Annotated in this window: 19 protein-coding genes and 2 pseudogenes; 4 read left to right on the top strand and 17 right to left on the bottom strand. The window is 53.3% G+C overall.

Features of this window, described 5'->3' with window-relative positions:
* Positions 1 to 22: 22 nt before the first annotated feature.
* Both nadD and RHM56_RS00715 read right to left on the bottom strand, forming a co-directional pair.
* Complete coding sequence (gene nadD, locus RHM56_RS00720; RefSeq protein WP_322237550.1) at positions 23 to 745, bottom strand: nicotinate-nucleotide adenylyltransferase; 723 nt, start codon at positions 743 to 745, stop codon at positions 23 to 25.
* A complete protein-coding gene (locus RHM56_RS00715) occupies positions 714 to 1,985 on the bottom strand; it encodes a glutamate-5-semialdehyde dehydrogenase (protein WP_322237548.1) in 1,272 nt (423 codons plus the stop codon). The genes nadD and RHM56_RS00715 overlap by 32 nt, the downstream gene beginning before the upstream one ends.
* Positions 1,986 to 2,147: 162 nt before the next feature.
* Here RHM56_RS00715 and RHM56_RS00710 point away from each other — a divergent pair, with 162 nt between their 5' ends.
* Both RHM56_RS00710 and RHM56_RS00705 read left to right on the top strand, forming a co-directional pair.
* Positions 2,148 to 2,840 (top strand): DNA-3-methyladenine glycosylase, encoded by a 693-nt coding sequence (locus RHM56_RS00710; RefSeq protein ID WP_322237546.1) that lies wholly within the window; start codon positions 2,148 to 2,150, stop codon positions 2,838 to 2,840.
* A 106-nt stretch (positions 2,841 to 2,946) separates the two neighbouring features.
* Positions 2,947 to 4,263 (top strand): bifunctional DedA family/phosphatase PAP2 family protein, encoded by a 1,317-nt coding sequence (locus RHM56_RS00705; RefSeq protein ID WP_322237543.1) that lies wholly within the window; start codon positions 2,947 to 2,949, stop codon positions 4,261 to 4,263.
* Positions 4,264 to 4,298: 35 nt separating this feature from the next.
* On the opposite strand, the gene RHM56_RS00700 is transcribed toward RHM56_RS00705, so the two are convergent.
* From RHM56_RS00700 to RHM56_RS00690, 3 genes are read right to left on the bottom strand one after another with little or no spacing between them, the layout of a single operon-like run.
* Positions 4,299 to 4,889, bottom strand: a complete 591-nt coding sequence (locus tag RHM56_RS00700; protein WP_322237540.1) for an LON peptidase substrate-binding domain-containing protein — start codon at positions 4,887 to 4,889, stop codon at positions 4,299 to 4,301.
* A 10-nt stretch (positions 4,890 to 4,899) separates the two neighbouring features.
* Positions 4,900 to 5,610: an LrgB family protein gene (locus RHM56_RS00695; RefSeq protein ID WP_322241653.1), complete on the bottom strand. Its 711-nt coding sequence runs from the start codon at positions 5,608 to 5,610 to the stop codon at positions 4,900 to 4,902.
* Between the two features lie 2 nt (positions 5,611 to 5,612).
* A complete protein-coding gene (locus RHM56_RS00690) occupies positions 5,613 to 5,975 on the bottom strand; it encodes a CidA/LrgA family protein (protein WP_322237537.1) in 363 nt (120 codons plus the stop codon).
* Positions 5,976 to 6,160: 185 nt separating this feature from the next.
* On the opposite strand from RHM56_RS00690, the pseudogene RHM56_RS00685 reads away from it, so the two are divergent.
* Both RHM56_RS00685 and RHM56_RS00680 read left to right on the top strand, forming a co-directional pair.
* Positions 6,161 to 7,913: pseudogene (locus tag RHM56_RS00685) on the top strand (C13 family peptidase).
* A complete protein-coding gene (locus RHM56_RS00680) occupies positions 7,904 to 8,545 on the top strand; it encodes an oxidoreductase (protein WP_322237534.1) in 642 nt (213 codons plus the stop codon). Before RHM56_RS00685 ends, RHM56_RS00680 begins: the two are co-directional and overlap by 10 nt.
* 115 nt (positions 8,546 to 8,660) lie before the next feature.
* Here the strand turns inward: RHM56_RS00680 and RHM56_RS00675 are convergent.
* From RHM56_RS00675 to RHM56_RS00620, 12 genes and pseudogenes are all read right to left on the bottom strand, one after another.
* Positions 8,661 to 9,096: pseudogene (locus tag RHM56_RS00675) on the bottom strand (bleomycin resistance protein).
* A 109-nt stretch (positions 9,097 to 9,205) separates the two neighbouring features.
* The gene (locus RHM56_RS00670; protein ID WP_322237531.1) at positions 9,206 to 9,976 is read right to left on the bottom strand and encodes an ABC-2 family transporter protein; all 771 of its coding nucleotides are present in this window, start codon (positions 9,974 to 9,976) and stop codon (positions 9,206 to 9,208) included.
* On the bottom strand, positions 9,977 to 10,699 hold the full coding sequence (locus tag RHM56_RS00665) for an ABC-2 family transporter protein (protein ID WP_322237528.1): 723 nt from the start codon (positions 10,697 to 10,699) through the stop codon (positions 9,977 to 9,979).
* Positions 10,700 to 10,772: 73 nt separating this feature from the next.
* Positions 10,773 to 11,783 (bottom strand): ABC transporter ATP-binding protein, encoded by a 1,011-nt coding sequence (locus tag RHM56_RS00660; RefSeq protein WP_322237526.1) that lies wholly within the window; start codon positions 11,781 to 11,783, stop codon positions 10,773 to 10,775.
* Between the two features lie 126 nt (positions 11,784 to 11,909).
* Positions 11,910 to 13,322 (bottom strand): hypothetical protein, encoded by a 1,413-nt coding sequence (locus tag RHM56_RS00655; protein WP_322237524.1) that lies wholly within the window; start codon positions 13,320 to 13,322, stop codon positions 11,910 to 11,912.
* 43 nt (positions 13,323 to 13,365) lie between these two features.
* Positions 13,366 to 14,241, bottom strand: coding sequence for an ATP-grasp domain-containing protein (locus RHM56_RS00650; protein ID WP_322237522.1), 876 nt, complete (start codon positions 14,239 to 14,241; stop codon positions 13,366 to 13,368).
* 200 nt (positions 14,242 to 14,441) lie between these two features.
* Complete coding sequence (locus RHM56_RS00645; protein WP_322237521.1) at positions 14,442 to 15,404, bottom strand: NAD(P)-dependent oxidoreductase; 963 nt, start codon at positions 15,402 to 15,404, stop codon at positions 14,442 to 14,444.
* Positions 15,401 to 16,600 (bottom strand): pyridoxal phosphate-dependent aminotransferase, encoded by a 1,200-nt coding sequence (locus tag RHM56_RS00640; RefSeq protein ID WP_322237519.1) that lies wholly within the window; start codon positions 16,598 to 16,600, stop codon positions 15,401 to 15,403. The genes RHM56_RS00645 and RHM56_RS00640 overlap by 4 nt, the downstream gene beginning before the upstream one ends.
* A 354-nt stretch (positions 16,601 to 16,954) precedes the next feature.
* Positions 16,955 to 17,242 (bottom strand): YceK/YidQ family lipoprotein, encoded by a 288-nt coding sequence (locus RHM56_RS00635; protein ID WP_322237516.1) that lies wholly within the window; start codon positions 17,240 to 17,242, stop codon positions 16,955 to 16,957.
* Positions 17,235 to 17,864 carry a flavin prenyltransferase UbiX gene (gene ubiX / locus RHM56_RS00630; RefSeq protein WP_322237513.1) on the bottom strand — a complete coding sequence of 210 codons (630 nt, stop codon included), beginning with the start codon at positions 17,862 to 17,864 and terminating at the stop codon, positions 17,235 to 17,237. The genes RHM56_RS00635 and ubiX overlap by 8 nt, the downstream gene beginning before the upstream one ends.
* On the bottom strand, positions 17,861 to 19,210 hold the full coding sequence (gene mpl, locus RHM56_RS00625; RefSeq protein ID WP_322237510.1) for a UDP-N-acetylmuramate:L-alanyl-gamma-D-glutamyl-meso-diaminopimelate ligase: 1,350 nt from the start codon (positions 19,208 to 19,210) through the stop codon (positions 17,861 to 17,863). The genes ubiX and mpl overlap by 4 nt, the downstream gene beginning before the upstream one ends.
* A 237-nt stretch (positions 19,211 to 19,447) precedes the next feature.
* Positions 19,448 to 21,361: a sigma-54-dependent Fis family transcriptional regulator gene (locus RHM56_RS00620; RefSeq protein ID WP_322237507.1), complete on the bottom strand. Its 1,914-nt coding sequence runs from the start codon at positions 21,359 to 21,361 to the stop codon at positions 19,448 to 19,450.
* Positions 21,362 to 21,378 lie beyond the last annotated feature (17 nt).

Genomic DNA, 21,378 nt, shown 5'->3' with positions numbered 1-21,378 from the left:
TCGCGCCTTGAAACACGCCTTTTTAGTTCGACGCACGGTAAAGCCCGTGCGCATCGATGTAGGCCAGGACCGCGTCGGGCACCAGATAACGTACCGACTTACCGCTGGCCAGCAGTTGACGGATCTGGGTGGCGGATACCGCGAGCGGCGTCTGCCAGACGAATGCAATCTGTCCGCCGGGCCCCTTCAGGGCTAGCGGGTCGCTTACCGAGCGCGCTGCCAGCAGGTTGCGCAAGGCATCCGGCGGTTCGCTGTCGGCATCCGGGCGCTGTAGCACCAGGATATGGCAATGCTGGAGTAACTCCTCCCAGCGGTGCCACATGGGCAGGCCGCAAAAAGCGTCCCAGCCCAGCAATAAAAACAACTGGTCATCAGCGGCCAACTCGGCCCGCATCAGTTCCAGGGTATCAATGGTGTAGGACGGCTTGTTCCGTTGCAGCTCCCGGGGGTCTACCACCAGCGTAGCTACTCCGGCGACAGCACACTCAACCATCGCCAAACGGTCGAGCGCCGACACCTGCGGGGTGTCGCGGTGTGGCGGCCTGGCGTTGGGGGTCAGACGCAACTCATCGAGTTCCATCATTTCCGCCACTTCAAGCGCGCCCCGCAAATGCCCGATGTGCACCGGGTCGAAGGTGCCCCCCAACACGCCAATGCGCCGGGGTAACACGTCGATGACCGGCACCACCACTAACGGGCTAAGGTCGACCAAGTCAGCTCGGCTCCTGACCGCGCAACTGGCCATCACCCACCACGATGTACTTCTCGCAGGTCAACCCTTCGAGACCGACCGGGCCGCGGGCGTGCAGCTTATCAGTAGAAATGCCAATCTCCGCACCCAATCCGTATTCAAATCCATCGGCGAAGCAGGTTGGGGTGTTCAGCATCACTGAACTGGAATCGACTTCGGCCATAAAACGGCGGCCTTCGCCCTGATGCTCGGTCACGATCGAGTCAGTGTGATGGGAACCATAGTGATTGATGTGCTCAATCGCCTGGTCCAGTCCATCAACGATACGAATCGACAAAATCGCGGCCAGGTATTCAGTGTTCCAGTCTTCTTCGGTCGCCGCAGCCACGTCGATCAGCGACTGAGTGCGTTCACATCCGCGCAATTCGACGCCCTTGGCGCGAAATTGTTCGGCCATCGCGGGCAAAAACTGCGCCGCCACGACCTGATCCACCAGCAAGGTTTCCATCGCGCCGCAAATGCCATAACGGTAAGTCTTGGCATTGAAAGCGATGCGCTGAGCCTTGGCCAGGTCAGCATGAGCGCTGACGTATACATGGCAAATACCATCCAGGTGCTTGATAACCGGCACCTTGGCATCACGGCTTACGCGTTCGATCAGGCCTTTGCCGCCCCGCGGCACGATGACGTCGACGTACTCGGGCATGGTGATCAGCGCGCCCACAGCGGCACGGTCAGTCACTTCAACCACTTGCACCACAGCCGGCGGCAGCCCGGCCTCGGCCAGACCTCGCTGGATGCAGATGGCAATGGCGCGGTTGGAGTGAATGGCTTCAGAACCACCGCGCAAAATGGTCGCGTTACCCGACTTCAGGCACAAGCTGGCAGCGTCAATGGTCACGTTCGGACGCGATTCATAGATAATCCCGACCACGCCCAACGGAACGCGCATCTTGCCGACCTGAATCCCCGATGGACGGTAGCTCATGTCGCGAATGGCCCCGATGGGGTCCGGCAGACTGGCCACCTGGCGCAAGCCGACAATCATGCTGTCGATACGTGCTGGGGTCAGCGCCAGGCGCTCCAGCATCGCGGGCTCCAGGCCGTTGGCCCGGCCAGCGGCCAGGTCCAGTTCATTGGCGGCAGTCAACTGCGCACGGGCCGCATCCAATGCAGACGCAGCGCCTTGCAAGGCACGGTTTTTCTGCGCAGTGCTGGCACGGCCGATCACTCGGGAGGCTTCACGAGCAGCGCGACCCAGGCGGGTCATGTAGTCAAGAACGGACTCAGTCATGGTCTCAATGGTCTTGGCAGAGGGGAAAGCGGCCGATTATAGCGATCAAGCTGCCTCACGCACAGCGGTGACAGGCGGATGGTCAAAATGGGCTGCAAATAGCCCTCGTTCAGCCCCGATTAAGCGTGACTTGCTATGCTCTCGTGCTTTTCAGCCTCTCCAATGACCGCTCTGACGATGCCGACCATGCTGCCTGACGCCTTTTTCAACCGCGACGCCCAGCTCCTCGCCCGCGAGCTGTTGGGAAAAGTCATACGTCATAAGGTCAACGGACTGTGGCTCAGCGCTCGCATTATCGAAACCGAAGCGTATTACTGCGCCGAAAAAGGCAGCCACGCCTCCCTAGGGTACACAGAAAAACGTAAGGCTTTGTTTCTGGATGGCGGGTACATCTACATGTACTACGCGCGCGGTGGAGACTCGCTGAACTTCAGCGCCCACGGGCCCGGCAATGCCGTACTGATTAAATCCGCACACCCGTGGCAGGACGAACTGTCCGGCCCCGCGAGCCTGGCGCAGATGCAACGCAACAACCCCGACGCTAAAGGCCAGCCCCGCAACGCGCACACACTGTGCGCGGGGCAGACATTGCTGTGCAAATCCCTGGGCCTGAAAGTCCCGGAATGGGATGCCAAATGTTTCGACTCCGAACGATTATGGGTCGATGACGTCAGAGAACGACCGCCGCGAATCCTGCAAACCACCCGCTTGGGAATCCCCCACGGTCGCGACGAACATTTGATGTACCGATTTGTCGACGCTGATTACGCGGCGTACTGCACCCGTAACCCACTGCGCCGCGGGCAGGTTGAGGGGCAGGATTATTTGATTTTGCGAAACGAAGAGCCTCTGTAGGAGCGAGCTTGCCTCGCAATCTTTTAAACGATCAAAAGATCGCGAGGCAAGCTCGCTCCTACAGAGGGCTGCTGATTCTCTACAAAAAACAAAAGGAAGTTGAAGTATGGGCCCATGGCTCGATAGCGTGACCGGCTGGCTGACGGCCAACCCGCAATGGCTGGGTCTGGCAGTATTTATTGTGGCGTGCACAGAGTGCCTGGCCATTGCCGGAATCATCGTTCCGGGCACGGTATTGCTGTTTGCAATCGCGGTCATGGCCGGTAGCGGCGCCCTCTCCTTGGGCGAAACACTGCTGCTGGGGTTTCTCGGCGGTTTGCTGGGTGACGTGCTGTCTTACGCCTTGGGCAGGCGTTTCCATCAAAATATTCGGCGCCTGCCCTTGCTGCGCAGTCACCCTGAATGGATAGCCGGGGCCGAGGGCTACTTTCATCGTTACGGCATCGTCAGCCTGCTGGTCGGCCGTTTCATTGGGCCACTGCGTCCGATGCTGCCGATGGTCGCCGGGATGTGCGACATGCCCATCCCACGTTTCATTCTCGTCAGCTTGCTGGCCGGTGCGGGCTGGTCTGTTGCCTACCTGTTGCCCGGCTGGGCGACCGGCGCGGCCATTCGCTTGCCGCTGCCCGAAGGTTTCTGGCCACAAGCCGCCATCGTTGCCGTGAGCATCGCGGCTCTGCTGGGGCTGTGCATCCATGCCAATATTCGCCGGCAACCTAAAGCGACCGTGCTGATCGGCACACTGAGCCTGGCCCTGCTGGTCGCAGTGTTCTTCAGCTACACCCACATGAGCGCATTCGACCAAGGCATCAACGCGCTGGTGCAAGAGCACCGCAGCAGCGCCATGGACCTGGCCGCCGTGCTAGTGACGCAAATCGGCAACTTCCGCACTCAACTGCTGGCCGCCGCACTGGTGTGCGCATTGCTGTTCTTTAACAAACAATGGCGGGCGCTGATCTTCTTCGGCGGGGTAACGCTGTTTACTGCCGTGGCCAATACCACCACCAAACACTTCTTTGCACGCATGCGCCCTGAAGTGCTGGTTGACCCGCTGACCAGCTACAGCATGCCCAGCGGTCACAGTTCCGGGGCGTTTGCCTTCTTTTTGGCATTGGCGATTCTGGCTGGCCGCGAAAAACCGCAACGCATGCGCATTACCTGCGTGCTGATAGGTTGCTTGCTGGCAATTACCGTCGCCATGTCGCGGGTGTACCTGGGGGCTCACTGGCCGACTGACATCATGGCTGGCGCTCTGCTCGCCATCACCGTCAACGCCTTCGCCCTGGCGTTGACCCAGCGCTATCGGGTGCTGACACCGGTGCCGGTAAAAGTCTGGTGGATGATCTTGCCTTCGTGCGCGGCGCTGTATGGCTTCTTCATGCTGGGCCATTTATCCAAAGAGATGCTGCGCTACGCCTATTAGATGATCAAAAGCCCGCTCGTACAGGGGCGTGAATTTTAGTTGAACATGTCGCCCTGCATTTCATCGAGCAGGGCTTGAATCCCGTCCAGACGCAGCTGCGGGTCATCAACCTGCAGCAAGTCGATCTTGTCTTCTTCGGCAAAAGGCAGCAGGTAGGCCAATTGGTTAGCCAGCGATTGCTGGCCCTCCACCTCGGTGTTCATGTTCAGCGCAGCGACCATCGGGTGTTCTGCCAAGGCCTTGAGCAACGCCAAAAGGTCTTGGTCCTCATCCTGCAGCGGCTGCTCCGGGATTTCATCCAGCCATTCCACTTCGGCTATCAGCAACTTATCTGGCTGTAACTCGGTGCTCAGCACCTCAAACCGGCGTCCACCTTCAACCCGGATCCCCAACAAGCCGTTTTCTTGCTTCTGGAAATCACGAACCAATGCCTCACAGCCCACCACGGCAATGTCTTGCGGGGCTTCGCCGACTTCACTGCCTTCAAGAATGCACACCACACCAAAGCCGGTGCCTTGCTTCATGCAGCGGGCGATCATGTCGAGGTAGCGTGCTTCGAAAATCTGCAAATCCAGCACACAGCCCGGAAAAAGGACGGTACTCAAGGGGAACAGCGGCAATGTCATAACACCCTCCTTAGACCACGAGAGTCACGGCCAACGGCAAAAACACTGCCGTGCCCACGCCCATTAAACTCATCGCCAACGCCGCAAAAGCGCCGCACTCCTCGCCTTCATGCAAGGCCACCGAGGTGCCCACTGCGTGAGCCGTCATGCCCAGCGCCATGCCACGTGCTTCAGGGCTGTGCACGCCCAGCAGGGTTAACAGGCCCGGGCCGAAAATTGCACCAATCACCCCTGTAATCAGCACAAACACTGCGGCCAGCGCAGCCACACCGCCAATTTGTTCGGCCACCAACATCGCAATCGGCGAGGTCACCGACTTGGGCGCCAAGGTCATCAGCATCATGTGTTCGGCACCAAACCACCACGCCAGCAGCACCACCAACCCGGTCGCCAATACCCCGCCAATCACCAGCGTAGTAAAAATGGGCCAGAACAGCTGACGAATTCGTCGCAGGTTGAGGTACAGCGGCACCGCCAGCGCCACGGTGGCCGGGCCCAGCAAAATGCTGAGAATCTCAGTGCTCTTGCGGTATTCGGCATAAGTCAGGCCACAACTAACGAGCACCCCGATCACCAGCAACATGCTGGCCAGCACCGGCTGTAGAAAGATCAAACGGGTTTTTTCATACGCCGCGAGCACCAACTGGTAGGCGCCCAAGGTAATACCGATACCAAATAACGGATGATGGATCACAGACTGTAAGGCAGCTTGCCATTGCACACTCATGGCCGCTCCTCGCGCTTGCTGTGCGGCTTGAGCAAGCGCTGCATCAACACACCGACAAACGCCATTGAGATCAACAGAGACAAGACCAACGCACCCGCAATGGCCCAAAAATCGGCGGCAATATCGGCCGCATAAACCATCACCCCGACCGCAGGCGGCACCAGCAGCAGAGGCAGATAACGCAGCAGGCCTTTGGCCGCCTCGCTCAAGGGCTCACTGACCTGGCCAGAGACCAGCAGATACGCCAGTAGCAGCAACAAGCCGATAATCGGCCCGGGCAGCACGGGAATGAACAAGTGATTGAGGGCGGTGCCAAGCAATTGAAACAGCACCAGCCATGTCAGGCCGCGTAACAACATCTCTCATCTCCAGCGATTTTTTTTGCGCCGCATTATAAGCACGTCACGGCAAACCTCACCGAAGCAGATCACCTTCTGCTTTCCCCTGCGCTGAAACAAAGAATATGTGCGCATGTTTCATCTGCTCCTATAGACAGCTTCCATTGCTACGGCATACTCGGCAGCCTAACTATCCGGATCCCGCTATGCGCCCACTTGCTCCCCTTGCTTTGACCCTGCTACTGACGGCCTGTGGCGATGGCGAATCGCTATTGCCGCCTGACGCACGCCTGCCTGACGGCGGCCGCTATCGGGGTGAAGTGGTCAATGGGTTGCTGCAAGGTCAGGGCCGTATCGACTACCCCAACGGCAGTTGGTATGCGGGCCAGTTCAAAAATGGTCAATGGCAGGGCCAGGGCGAGTGGCATGGCAGCGGCGGCGAGGTCTATGTCGGGCATTTCGAGCAGGGCCTGTTTAATGGCCAAGGCAGCCTGAGCACCCACAACAGCAGTTATGTCGGCGGCTTCAAGAACGGTCGGCGTGAAGGTGAAGGCACGCTTAAAGAAGGCGGCATGAGCTATCGCGGCGAGTTCAAAGATGACGAGTACTCCGGGCTCGGCCATCTGGAGTTGGACGACGGCAGCCAGTACGAGGGGCAGTTTGCCAACGGCAAGCCCAACGGAGAGGGCAAGCGCAGCGACTCAACCGGCAATGAATTCAGCGGGCACTTCGTCAACGGCCAGCTCGAAGGCAACGGTACGTTCGACAGCGCTGACGGCGATCAGTACGCCGGCGGGTTCAAAAATAGCCAGTTAAACGGCAAAGGCCGCTATGAAAACGCCGACGGCGACGTCTGGATCGGTGACTTCAAAGACGGCGCACTGACCGGCAAAGGCGAGCTGTTCGGTGTCGATGGCAGCACCTATCGCGGCCTGTTCAACGAATGGCGCTTCAATGGCCCAGGCCATTTGAGCATGACCGATGGCAGCACCTATGTTGGTGACTTTGCCGCCGACACCTATCAGGGTAACGGCACCTTGACCTTGAGTGATGGCACCGCCGAAAGCGGCTACTGGCTCAATGGCCAGCGGGTGCGCGACGCCAAAGGCAATGTACTGCCCGACCCGCTAGAGCTCGGCTTGCTCAATCAGGGCGAGTTGCTCAATCAGGCGCTGGAGGCAGTTCCCGCCTCAACCCCGGCCATTGAGCTGTACAGCCTGGTGGTGGCGGGCGATGGCAAACAGAGCGTTTTCATGCGCGAAGCCGATTACGTCAACGACATGCTCGCCAGCCGCTTCGGTAGCCGCGGCCATATCACGCTGGTCAACCATCGCGATCACCTGATGGATCGCCCCATGGCCACCCGCGAAAACCTGCACCGCGCAGCCAAAACCCTGGCCGAGCGCACGGGGCCGGAAGATCTGGTGTTTATCTACCTGACCAGCCACGGCACGCAAGAACATGAGTTGGTGCTGGATCAGCCACGGCTGGAGCTGGCCGATCTGCCCGCCGACGAATTGGCCGCCGCGCTGGCCCCCCTGAAGAATCGTGACAAGATCATTGTGATCTCATCCTGCTACTCCGGCGGTTTTATCCCGGCACTCAAGGATGAAAGAACCCTGATCATGACCGCCTCGCGGGCCGACCGCGTGTCATTTGGCTGCTCGGAAGAAGCCGACTTCACGTATTTCGGCAATGCCTTGTTCGCCCAGGCACTCAACCAGACCGACGACCTGCAAAAGGCCTTCACGCTGGCTCAACAGTTCATCACCGAGCGCGAGCAAACGGATGGCTACGAAGCCTCCGAACCTCAAATCTGGGCGCCCAAAGGCGTTCTGAACCACTGGCAACGTTTGCGTCAGCAACAAGCCAAACAGGCATTGCATAAATAGCTTGAACAGCAAGGCCGCAAAGAAGGACTACGCTGAATGTATCAAGGGAGAACTCGCATGTACTTGACGCCTCAGCACATTCTGCTCGCAGGAGCCACGGGCCTGACGGGCGAGCTTCTGCTCGACCGCCTGCTCAACGAACCGACCATCAAGCGCGTGCTGGCACCCTCGCGCAAACCGCTGGCTGCCCACCCGCACCTGGAAAACCCCGTGGGTGACCCGACCGTATTTTTGCCGCAACTGAGCGGCCCGGTAGAGGTAGCCTTCTGCTGTTTGGGCACCACCATCAAACAGGCAGGCTCAGAAGAAGCGTTTCGTGCCGTGGATCACGACATGGTCGTGGCCTTTGCCAAACGCGCCCTGGAAATGGGGGCGCAGCACCTGATCGTCATCAGCGCAATTGGCGCCGATCCAAAATCCTCAGTGTTCTATAACCGGGTCAAAGGCGAGATGGAGCAATCATTGCGCGCTCAAGGCTGGCCGCAATTGACCATTGCTCGCCCGTCATTGCTGATTGGCGAGCGCCAGGAAGAACGCCCCGTGGAAAAAATTGCGGGCACGCTGTCCAAGTTGATTCCGGGCAAGTACCACGGCATCGAAGTCTGCGAACTGGCCCGAGCCTTGTGGCGACTGGCGCTGGAAGAGCAAAAAGGTGTGCGAGTGGTGGAATCGGATGAATTGCGTAAATTGGGCAAATAACCGGATACACGAGCAGCGATAAAGTTGGCCCGTTTTTTTAACGGGCCATATCTCTCATACCTAAAATTAAAGCTAAGGATTAAAAACAACGTAATCACTGTTTAAACCTTAATTCTTACAACTCATCCTTCACAGGCTTAGTACTAAGACTCTGGGCAAAGCGAAGTAAATATCCATCCGGGTCTTGAACCAGAAAATTCCGTTGCACATACACATGCGTGTCATGTCGATATTGGCAATCTTCTACTGGTTTACGAAGAGAGTACCCTGCCTGCTCAATCTTACGTGCCAACGCATGCGCATCGATACAGCCGATCGAAAAATTCACACCTCTCCCGTAGGGGCTTTACTAACGATCCCACATTCCATGCAGAGACTTCGTCTTCTTGCTGCTGGCGCATTATTTGACTACCACACTAGGCCAAATAGGCAAATGAATCTTCAGGTCGCTCATACTCAACCTCTAACCCCAACACCTGGCAGTAAAATTTCAAGCTCCGTTCAAAATTAGAAACAGACAGCTCTGGAACTAGCTTATTGAAAACCAACATATATGCTCACCCCTCAAGCCTAAAAAAAGTAATCAACCTTGAGCACCCTAACGTTAAAACACTTGCGCACACCGCCATGAAATACGGATATATTCCATCCCATAAAACCTCACCCGCCCACACTGTTAAATCGCCCAAACAACCAGCGAACCCACTTCAACACACCCATAAAGCACACCACCACTACCAGTGCATACACACTCACCAACCCGGTCAAGCCGTTATAGAGCCCGTCTAAGGCGACCGAAGCAAAGACAATCATCGGCAGAACCGTCACGAACACATACAAAAGTCCATTTGAAAAGAAGGTGGACGGCAAGAGTGCGAAGTTCAAAATGGATAAATGAATATAGTCCACGGGGAGTTGGCGCTGGGTCACAAAAGAAAATGCATTAAGCCCCAGCAGAAATATAAGGTTGGCCAAAACACCCAGCACCATGACACCGCAAAAAATGGCCGTGTGGTAAGGGCTGACTAACAGGGGCTCAAAACTGATCAATCCAGAGACCATGCATACACCGAGAAAAACAACAGCGGCAATAATAAAATACACTTCGCACCATCTGAACAAAATCAGTGTCATCAGATTGATGGGACGCACAAGCAACATATCAGCTTTGCCTTGGGTCAACGCGCCGAAAAAATCCGTGATGGCAGAATTAAAAAAACTCACGACCATACTTCCAACCGCATAGGTTACAAAAAAAATCATTAGCCAGTTTTTATCTTTGCCCTCCAACACCACGAGCGAGTTGACCACATCAAAAAATACAAACTGCAAACTATACATCAGCACCAGCGCCACCAAGACGCCCAGCAGATTCGCTTTATACCTGAGTTCGCTTTTCATGGCGTTTGCCATCAACAAAAAAAAATGCATTTAACCTCCTGCGCCTGAGTAACGCGCGCTGGCCATTTTAAATGTAATGTGACAAGCCACAAACATTAACACGAGCCATATAATGAGCAACCCTATCAACTCTTGCGCCAATGCCATGCTCGGACGAAGTAAAAACTCTGCAGGACCGCTAATAAGAAGCCTGAAAGGATTATATTGCATGAAAGGCTGTATCGTGTCCGGCCAGAAGGACAAGGGCAGTAACGTACCACCCACCACACTGGAAAAGACAACCTGAAAGCTAATAATCATGTCTGACTTTGTTAACCAGAATGCCGCAAGGGACATTAAAAAACCCACTAGAAAACATAGCAGCAGATTCATGACACTCAGAACAATAAAGCCCAAAGGCCCAACCCACTCACCACTCGTCAGTCCGACCCAAAAGGCGATCATCAATAAGGGCGCATAGTAAACAAGTGCAGCCCCGTAAAAAATTAAGAAGCTGTATTGGATATAGCTCACTGGCTTTGCAAAAAAACACTCCAACTGCCCTTGGTGCACATGGTTCGAAACATTCATGATCAAGTCATAGGCATTATTCAAGCGCCCCAAAGCCAGTACAGCAATGTAATAAAGATACATTTCACTCAGCGAATACCCTGGTAACTCGTCAGCGCTAGCCCCCTCATACACAAATGTCCAAACGGCAAACTGTATGAAAAATGGAATACCCGTTGCTATCAGAAGATCCGTAATCAACATTGATCGATCTCTGTAGCATGAGAGCAAACCTGTTTTTATTAGTCCTACGTATACGTTCATAGACATAAATTCGCTATTCACTCGCCCAAGAGTTGAACAAATTAACGACACCGTCTTCGAATCCTGACGCCTTTAAATCTAATTCGTACCGGCCGACCTCAAACAATGACTGGACATAGGAAACGCGATCTCGAGAAATAAAATATACCAATTGAGTAGCGGTTTCACTGGCAGGTAACTGAGCGTTAACCGTGTTCATTCTCTCTTTGAAATCCCCCAGAGACGAAGTAGGCTCCCCCTTCATCTTGAGTGTCACTGTGAGCTGTAACTTATCACTGAGTTTATGATTGAGCGCCTTGAGAGTGCCATCAAAGCGGATGCAGCCCCGATCAAGAATAATAGCGTGGTCACAACAGGACTCAATATCCCCCAAGTCATGGCTAGTGAGGAAAATAGCCAGGTTATCCGTCTCTCTCTTGTAATTTAGATATTTTCGAATTTCAAATTTAGAGGTTACATCTAGCCCCACAGTAGGCTCATCCAGAAAAACCAGTTCAGGCGCATGTATTAAACTCAATGCCAACTCACATTTAACGCGCTCACCTAAACTTAAATTTCGGACCGGCTTATTTAAGACTCTCGATAAATTAAGAGCCTCAACCAATTCGGCCATTCGGCTTTTATAATCTGACTCCGACACTTGATAGATCTTGCGATAGGTCTCCAAACCCGTTTTTACAGGCAGGTCCCACCAGAGTGAAGTTTTGTGACCAAAGACTACACCAATCTTCTTAAGAAAATTCTTGTTTCGTTTACTCGGGTCAAAACCTAAAACGCTAACAGCACCGGAGGTGGGTCGTTGGATACCACATAATATTTTAATCAAACTGGACTTACCGGCACCATTAGGCCCAATAAAGCCCAATGCCCCTCCCGCGGCCAAAGAAAAATCAATATCCGTCAAACATTTATATTCGTCATACTCAGGACGAACGATACGGCGCGCCCATTGAATGATGCTGTCGCTTTCTTTCGAAAGATAATAGTTCTTGCACACCGCTGACACATGAATTGCAGGTTCCATCACTCACCACACTTTTTAAAATAAAATCAACAGAGAGCGTCAAAACTAAAACTAAGCTGCATGCTAAAGACCGCTGTTCACAAGTGACAATCACGCTCCCTGCGTACGCGCAATTAATCTACCGCTTTACACCCCGGACCATTCATTAACAATACTCTTTCGTTTGTACGACTTTTTTTCTGGCAAGGCACGGACTTCTTGATGAGTCAAGGTGACCTTATAACCAAACAAGGTAGATAACTGTTGTTCAATGCTATTAATAATTTGCGCTATCGGAAGATAAGGCTGCCCTTTATAGACGGTTAATAACTCCACGGCCTCTGCCGTTTTTTGAATAAGACGGTAACTAACTAATGACAAATCCTCATCGACCAAGGTGGCGTCCAGAATAGCAAGCAGTGAAGCGCTAGGGATTAACGTTGAGTCACGCGTTTTAAAAGCATCATCACGTCGACCATTTATTTCTGACAGTGACATAGATGAGCGGCCACATTGACAAATCGACGGAGAGTCATGCAGTTTTGCCAAATCACCATGATCAAACCTTATCATCGGCATGTAAGCATTTTTCAAATCAGTTGCCACCACAGCGCCGAAACCATTTTCATCAGCATTAATGATTTCCAGATAAGTACTGTCTTCTGTGAAATGGTATCGACTGTAGAGGCACTGGGTGGCCATGAGTCCTATTTCTTCTGAACTGTACTCGTCAAAAATTGGCAACTCTAATAGTTTGGAATAATAAGCCCTTTCATGACAAGAACTTGACTCCGAGTTTACCAATACTGCCTCTACACCGCTGTCTAAAATTTCTTTCTTATGCGCAATCAATAATGGTAAATAACTTGGTAACACAACCAGCAGACGCGGTTTTATAAGCAGCAGATGCTGACCCAATGGGGTCGTTGGTAACAAATCAGGAAGCTGGAATATCCTATATTTACCCAGCATTGAAGACACGAGCAATCCGGAGTGATGAATAAAATATATCCAATCACTTTCTAAAAGGGGAGTTCTCAAGCAATTGCTATAAAATCGTAAACATTGAGCATGATCCCTTTTTAAATAATTATCATCTCTAAACACTGCAAACGGCACACCACTTGATCCAGAGGTGCGTAGGGTATGCGCTTGTAACAGTTGCGAAGCGTTTGAAACTCGTAAAGACTCACTTACACCAGACAGTATTTTTTTGTTGACAATCGGCAAACATTTAAAATCCGAAAAACTTTTGATACACCCTAATTCATACCCCTCCTTTTGATACAGCTCGCGATAAAAAGGAACCTGCGTAAAAGCGTCATCTACCAACTTACTGAGGCCAGCCAATTGCCAGGCTTCAACATCGCGTTGTTGACGTGTAAGAAAAGACTGCATCTCATCCGATTGGCGCGCCCAATAACGGGCGACTTCAGTTTGAATCTCAAGATTATCGCTCGGCATTTTATACACTTGCTCTGCGAGTTTTTTTATTTCGGGGATACTACCGTGCTCAAGTTGAGCCTGATAAATGGCATATTCATTATTTTTATTACTCATCTCCACTCCTATCGCAAGCACTATACCCATACAGGATCAACTACTAATTCCCAGCACTCTGAGCGAGCAAATAATTAGCGATCGCTTTTGTGAAAGCATCCTCGAAAAGCACATTCGGCTCAGGGTTAACTTCTATTATATAAATCTCACCGTTATCATCGACGATCACATCCACACCAGCCACCACCAAACTTAAAGCTTTCACTGCATCAATTGAGCAACGAACAATATCAGGAGGAATGTCACACACCAGCACATCATCACTCTCACCTCCTTGTGCGTAATTACACAAAGGCAAAGCCTCTTGATCATCGCAGGCATAATCCCGACTACCTGTTACAGCAATTCCATCAACTATATCAACACGCCAAATATACTTATTTTCCCGTACAACGTATTTCTGAACAACGACCATCCCATCTCGAATCAAAATATCGTTAATACCCTTCCTGTTGCCAGCATCAGGATAAACAAACACCTCCTCAGCACTGTATCCCAGCAGAGACTTAACGACGACCGCCCGACAGGAGTGCGTGTCTAAAAAGCTGTCAATATGTTCCCAACTATAAACAATCGCAGTTTCCGGTATCGGGATGTTTTTTTCCCATAGCGCCTGATACATCAGCGCTTTATTTCTTGCAATCAAATAAGCGGACGGCTCATTAACAATCGGAATCGGACACTGACCGCTCTCAATATTCGCCAACAACATTAGTTGCGTTGCATACCCCTGAGTTCTCTCACCCATTCGATCTAAATATAAAATATCCAACCCATCAAAAAGCCCACTTGAATCAAACCTCAACACCAAATCCGTATAATGAATAAACCTAACTTCTCCTCCTTCACTTTCTATTCTGCTCGCTACGTACTCGATCAACTCATGCCTTTCATCAAATATGATTCCTATGCACTTCACTCTCACCCTCTCCTATTACAGCAGGCAACACCTCGCCGAGGCTTTATTTATAGACTCATTCAATCCGCAAACACGCTAAACATTATGATTCAGGAAAATTTACAGCGTAACTTATGCCGCCCATACCATACCGCGCTCACAATCGCCGAATACATTTTAAATGTTTCAATTACAGGCTATAAATCAATCTGCCAACAGCGCTAAAGCCTTTTGCTTTCAGATCCTGCATCAAAACAAACATTGAGTGTCGCTATAGCGCTTATCAGAATATTTTTTAGTGCATCTTTTCTCAGGGCACTCAGATGCGAAGTGGCTACTAAACTTCCAAAAGGCAACTCCAGTAATTTATAAGGATCGCCTAAAACCCCGGCATTACTAATCCACTCATTGTAATACCCATCAATAAAACAGAAGGCTTCTGGATTATTTATCAAATATTTTCTAAGAGCAACTGAACAAATAATTTTCGGACTTGACATATTGAAAATCGACAAATCAGATTTTGACTTGTCTAGTACATCGGCATCAATCAACCTATATGTTTCATCACACCCAGCAATATGAATAAACAAATATTTAACTGTCTTTACCATGTCCTTAATTGAGGTGTAATTTAAACCAAGCTCCAACTCAGCCGCATATTTTCTTTGCCGTGACCAGTAATACAGTTGCCTACACCCTTTTATATGGAATTCTTTGGCGAGCGCTTGTCCGATATTGCCCATACCGATGATTCCAATGCTCTGATCTGCGATAGAGGGACGCACGGTCTGGGGCCAACGGCTGCCGTCTTTAACGCACTCAATACTCTCAAAGACGCCAGCCGTACAAACAGTCATCATAGCCAAAGTAAACTCTACGACGGCCTGAACGTTTAGCCCTGGCGTGTTTGAGACACGTATACCTCGCTGAGTCGCAGCTTCTATGTCTACAAAGCTGGCTGTACCGGTTCCCATCACGACAAGATGTTTCAACTCTGTTGCCATGCTGAGCAATTCAGAAGACACATACTCTGGTCCCCCGACGATATAGCCTTGCACAAAAGGCAATGCCTCACGAATAGAGTGTTCATTGACCAGTGTGCGCAGGTGAATCAGCTTAATATCAGGGGGCAAAGCGCCCTCGGGAATGTCAAAGTCCCCAGTGACTAAGACAGTCTTCATACGTACGCCAATTGGTGCGAAGCCTCTACCTTCAGCGCCTGACTTTCGGTCAGACTATTTAATGCTTTTTTCAACTGATCGATGGACTGCTTGAACACATGATCCGGTTTAAGTACCGCAATTCTCACCCGGTTGTGTCCTGCTGTATGATGGCTGTTCCAATAAAAGTAACGACCCGGCAACACCGCAACCCCATAAGTTGCCAAATAAGCCGTCAGACTCAAATCATCAAGCCCCGTAGATTCTATATTCAGCCAGACCACACTCATGGTTGCGTCACTGGAAGGTGATTCAACCACAACCTGCGTAGTCGATAACGTTTTATAGGCGTACCTGGCATTATCTCTCACCAGTGACTGAATATAAGAGATTCCACCTTTGGCCTGCGTAGCCTCTATAAATTCAATAAGAATACGCAGAGATAGATTTGAGCTACACAGGTAAAGTTCTTCATATATGCTACGGACATTGGCAGCAATATCTTCACTGTACGAAAGGAGGCTAACCTTAGTGTCTAGACTCGGCCACTGCTTCCCAGTGTCCTCAAGAATGATAAAGGAGGCCTTTTTTTCCAACAGCATCTGATATTCATCAACCGTGTTGTTATTGCAGAACCTGAATGAAGTATCGAGCACCACGACCACGCCCTGCTCAACGCAAAGGTCCATGATTTGCGACATCATGCCTTCGCTGATGACCGTGCCTGTCGGGTTGTTGGGATTGACCATGAACAGCACATCAATTTTTTCTTTAGCTAGAACTTCCCGCAAACACCCGATATCGTTGAATATCGCTTCTGCTACAGGCTTTAGATTAACTTCACGACGCCTCAGCAATTGCGCCAGGTTATCAAAAGTAGGTTCTACCAAACCAACGGTATAATTCATTTCTCGCGCCCACGCGCCAACAATATCAATACTGTTCGACGCCGTAGGGCACACAGAAAATAAAGTGTGCCCTTTAAGACCTTCAAGCCCGAAATAATTAGAAAATTTTTCTTTAAATAATAATTCCATTTCAGGCACTGGGATTTTCTCAGCAGCCCCCCACAATTCAGGCAACGCAGTGACTACGGAACTGAAATACTGTGTTGCTGACAAGTAGCTATGCCCATCTGCCAAATTGTAAGGCGCCGACAAGCCATACACTTCCAGCTCAGTCAGACAGTTGTTCTTGGACAAAGTCGATTTTTTCATTTTTGTTATTCCTGATCGATAGTCACAAAACGATGAGTAAGCGACAACACATAATCAATGAAGCGCAGAACTTTCACGCCTCCATGCTAATAGCCATCGATCAAGTTTGCACACCTGATATTCACGCCCCACCGTTCAAAACATTTCAATTTCACAACAAATATTTCATCTAGCGTAATTTAAACACCACACACTGTAGGACTCGCAAACTTAGAATTAGCGCCAATTCCGAATAGGACATTAATCTTCAAGAATCACGATTTCTTGATACACACTTCCTTTCAACTTACTAACTCATCCATTAAATACACGCGCAATACAACGTAGGGCTTTTAGTCTTGGTTAATAAGACAGTTAAAGCCCACCCGTGGCCTGAAACCCCACGCCCAGCACAGTCAACACCGACAAGGGCAATAACACGGTATCCAGCAACGCGCTGGCGGGCAGGTCCAGAGCCGGGTAACGCGGTGCATCAGCGCCAAAGCGATCTTTTGCACAGCAGCCCCCTTGCAGGGCATACCAGTCCAGTCGAGTTCCTGAGTAGACAATCGGCGCGCCCGGCTGGGCGGCGTCCAGCGTACTGACACTGGCGCAGCCACTGAGTTGCACGCCCAGCAGCAACGCCAGCAGTGACTTACTCATCGCCGCCGACATGGTGCTCGCCCCAGCGCGGGAGCATGTCTTGCGGGATATTGAGCAGATTCAGAATACGCGCCACCACAAAGTCCACCAGGTCATCGATGGTCTGCGGCTGGTGATAGAAACCTGGGGACGCAGGCAAGATGATGGCGCCCAAGTTCGACAGCTTGAGCATGTTCTCCAGGTGGATGCTGGAGTACGGCGCCTCACGCGGCACTAATATCAGCTGACGACGCTCTTTAAGCGTCACATCGGCCGCCCGCTCAATCAGGTTGTTGCACGCACCGGAGGCAATCGCCGACAGCGTGCCCGTCGAACATGGCACCACGACCATCGCCGCCGGCGCCCCGGAGCCCGACGCCACCGGCGACATCCAGTCTTCCTTGCCATACACCCGAATCTGCCCGGCAGCCGCGCCCGTGTATTCGATCAGAAAGGTCTGCATGGTTTGTGGCTTGGGCGGCAGGATGACATCGGTTTCGGTCGCCATGACCAATTGCGCCGCTTTGGAAATCAGGAAGTGAACTTCGCGGTCTTCCCGCACCAGGCAATCGAGCAGGCGCAACGCGTATTGCATGCCCGAGGCGCCGGTCACGGCCAGGGTGATGCGCTCCGGGCCGCTCATTGCAGCGCGTCCGCTAATTTGCCATGCAGACCGCCGAAGCCGCCGTTGCTCATGATCACCACGTGAGTACCGGGTTTAGCCTGGGCTTTAACGTCGGCAATGATGGCCTCCAACGAGTCGCAAACCAGCGTCGGCACGGGGCTTGATGCCACCGTCGCAGCCAAGTCCCACCCCAGGTTGGCCGGTGCGTACCACACCACGTGGTCGGCCTGAACCACACTCTGCGGCAAGCCATCGCGGTGTGCGCCAAGCTTCATGGAGTTGGAGCGCGGCTCGATTACCGCGATCAGCGGCGCATCGCCAATCCGTTTGCGCAACCCGTCGAGCGTGGTCGCAATGGCGGTTGGGTGGTGGGCAAAGTCGTCGTAGATCGTAATACCGTGCACTTCAGCGACTTTTTCCATGCGCCGTTTCACGCTTTTAAAGGCGCTCAGGCCGTCGATCGCCAGGCTCGGCACCACACCCACATGGCGTGCTGCTGCCAAGGTGGCCAAGGCGTTGGCCACGTTGTGCTGACCGGTCATGTCCCACTCGACCGTTCCTTGAACAGCACCTTCAAACAGCACCTCAAAGCGCGAGCCGTCTTCACTCAATAGTCGGGCTTGCCATTGTCCGCCTTCGCCGGTGGTTTGCACCGGGGTCCAGCAGCCCATCTCAATCACACGCTGCAGGGCAGGCTCGGTGGTGGGATGAATCACCAGCCCTTCACTCGGAATGGTGCGCACCAAGTGATGGAATTGACGCTCAATCGCTGGCAAATCGGGGAAGATGTCTGCGTGATCGAACTCAAGGTTATTGAGGATCGCGGTGCGAGGGCGGTAGTGAACAAATTTTGAGCGCTTGTCGAAGAACGCGCTGTCATATTCATCGGCTTCAACGACGAAAAACGGCGTATCACCCAAGCGGGCCGAGACGGCAAAGTTTTGCGGCACGCCGCCAATCAAGAAACCCGGCGCCATGCCCGCGTGCTCAAGCACCCAGGCCAGCATGCTGCTGGTCGTGGTTTTGCCATGGGTACCAGCCACCGCCAGCACCCAGCGGCCTTGCAGCACATGATCAGCCAGCCATTGCGGGCCGGACACATAAGGCAGGCCTTTATTGAGCACGTACTCAACGGCCGGATTGCCACGCGACAGCGCGTTGCCGATGACCACCAGATCCGGAGCAGGATTGAGCTGCGCGGGGTCATAACCCTGGGTCAATTCAATGCCTTGAGCTTGCAGCTGGGTGCTCATTGGCGGATAGACGTTAGCGTCAGAACCGGTAACGTGATGGCCCAGTTCTTTGGCCAATACCGCCAACGACCCCATGAAAGTGCCGCAAATACCAAGAATATGAATGTGCATAGTCGACCTCGTAAATCATCGACGAAGGGTAGCGTAGGGGGCTTCTTTTCGCACCTGATGATTTCTTACAGACGTGCTTGAAACCACCTGCAGAACGTAGCAGTTGCCGAGCCTGCGAGGCTACGTCCGGCTGCGCAGCAGCCGTCAAGCCGGACAATGCGGTGCGTCAGAGAAACCTTGCACTGAGCGTTCGGGATCGCTGCGCAATCGGACGTAGCCTCGCAGGCTCGGCAACTGCTACGAGGTTTCGTGTAATAGCGTCTGGCGTTCTATCCCATGCTTGCGCAGCTTTCTATAGAGGGTGTTGCGGCTCACGCCCAACTGCGCGGCGGTCTGGGTCATGTGCCAGCGCTGCTGTTCCAGCGCCACCAGCAAGGCCAGCTTTTCGGCGTCTTCCAGCGGATTGTCGGAGCAAGGCGGCAGAGGTTTGAGGGGAACCTGGCGAATCGCCACCGGCAAGTCGTCAAACTCGATCACCTGCTCTTCGCACAGTGCAGCCAAGGTTCGCAGCACGTTACGCAGTTGCCGCACGTTGCCCGGCCAGTGGAAGTCCAGCAACGCCTGACGCGCCGCAGGTCTGATGCAAAGACGCTGCCCAGCCGCTTCCTGGGCCAGCAAAAAGTCCAGCAACTGCGATTTGTCGGTGCGATCGCGCAACGCTGGCAATCCCACTTCCAGGCCATTGAGCCGGTAGTACAAGTCTTCACGGAAGCTGCCGTCTGCCACCCGCTCCTGCAAGTTGCGGTGGGTCGCGCTGACAATCCGCACATCAACCGCCTGCGGTTCGCCACCAATCGGTACCACCACGCGGTCTTCCAGCACTCTTAATAGACGGGTTTGCAGCACCAGCGGCATGTCGCCAATTTCATCCAGAAACAAGGTGCCGCCATCGGCCTGCTGCAACTTGCCCTGCATGCCTTCTTTGCGCGCCCCGGTAAAACTGCCGCCGCGATAACCGAACAGTTCGCTTTCGATCAGGCTCTCTGGAATCGAGGCGCAGTTAAGCGCCACAAATGGCTTGTCAGCACGGGCGCTGGCTTGATGCACCGCCTTGGCAAATGCTTCTTTGCCCGACCCGGTTTCGCCATTGATCAACAGCGGTACGTCACGTTCGAACACCCGCAGCGCCCGGCGAAAATCGGTTTGCAGTGCCTCATCCCCCAGGCAGATGCCACTCAGGGGCGGCCGCACCGGCTCAGGCGCTGGCGCAACAAACACTGGCGCTGCACGCGGCTGACCACGCAGCGCGGCAAACAAGCGTCGTCCATCCACGGTGCGCAACGGCCAACGGGTGCTTGCTTGCACACTGGCGCGGGCGAAAAGCTCATCGCGGGAGCAATCAAACACACTGTCGACTGTCTGCCCCAGCAGGTTGCCGCGCGCATGCCCCAACAGGTTGATGCCGCTTTGATTGATCGCGCAGATCACCCCGTCGCCGTCGAACGCCAGCATGCCCTCACTGAACAGTCCCACCGACTCGGCCTGCAAATGAAAGCGCAACAACCATTGCTGTTCGTATTGGCGCAGGAAGTAACTGCTTTCAATGGTTTTGGCCGCGAGGTTGACCAGCGCCATGGTGTGAAACTGGCTCTGGCGCGAGGCCTCATGCCGCGCCGAGGACACATCCAGCACCGCCAGCAACTCACCCTGCGGGTCGAACACCGGGCTGGCTGAGCAGGTCAGCCCGGTATGGCGGCCACGAAAATGCTCGTCCTGATAAATACTCAGGGCCTGGCGCTCTACCAGGCAGGTGCCGATGCCGTTGGTGCCCTCACGGGCCTCGCTCCAGTCGGCGCCGAGCCACAGCCCCGCGTGCTCGAAAATTTTGCGCTCCGTGGGCGCCGTGATGCAGTTCAGGATGACCCCGCGCGCGTCGGTCAGCAGTACCGCATGCCCCGCACCTGAAAGCTGCTGATGCAGGCTGTTCATTTCGTGCCCGGCAATTTGCAGCACCTGCTGCAACCGCTCGCGGCCTTCGAGAATGCGACCATGCTCAAGCACCGTCGGGGCGATGTTCTGCGCGGGGTCGAGGTGGTAGTCCTCCAGGCAACGCTGCCAGGAGCGAACGATAGACGGGTCACATCCTTGAGGACGACCCTGAATGACATTGATGACTTGCCGGGCATGCCGATTTAAATCGGGGCTGTGCATTTTTATTGTTCTCCGCT

The sequence above is a fragment of the Pseudomonas sp. CCC3.1 genome (assembly GCF_034347405.1).
Taxonomy (GTDB): domain Bacteria; phylum Pseudomonadota; class Gammaproteobacteria; order Pseudomonadales; family Pseudomonadaceae; genus Aquipseudomonas.
The sequence above is the reverse complement of the archived record's forward strand: the minus strand, read 5'-3'. Positions and strand labels throughout refer to the sequence as shown.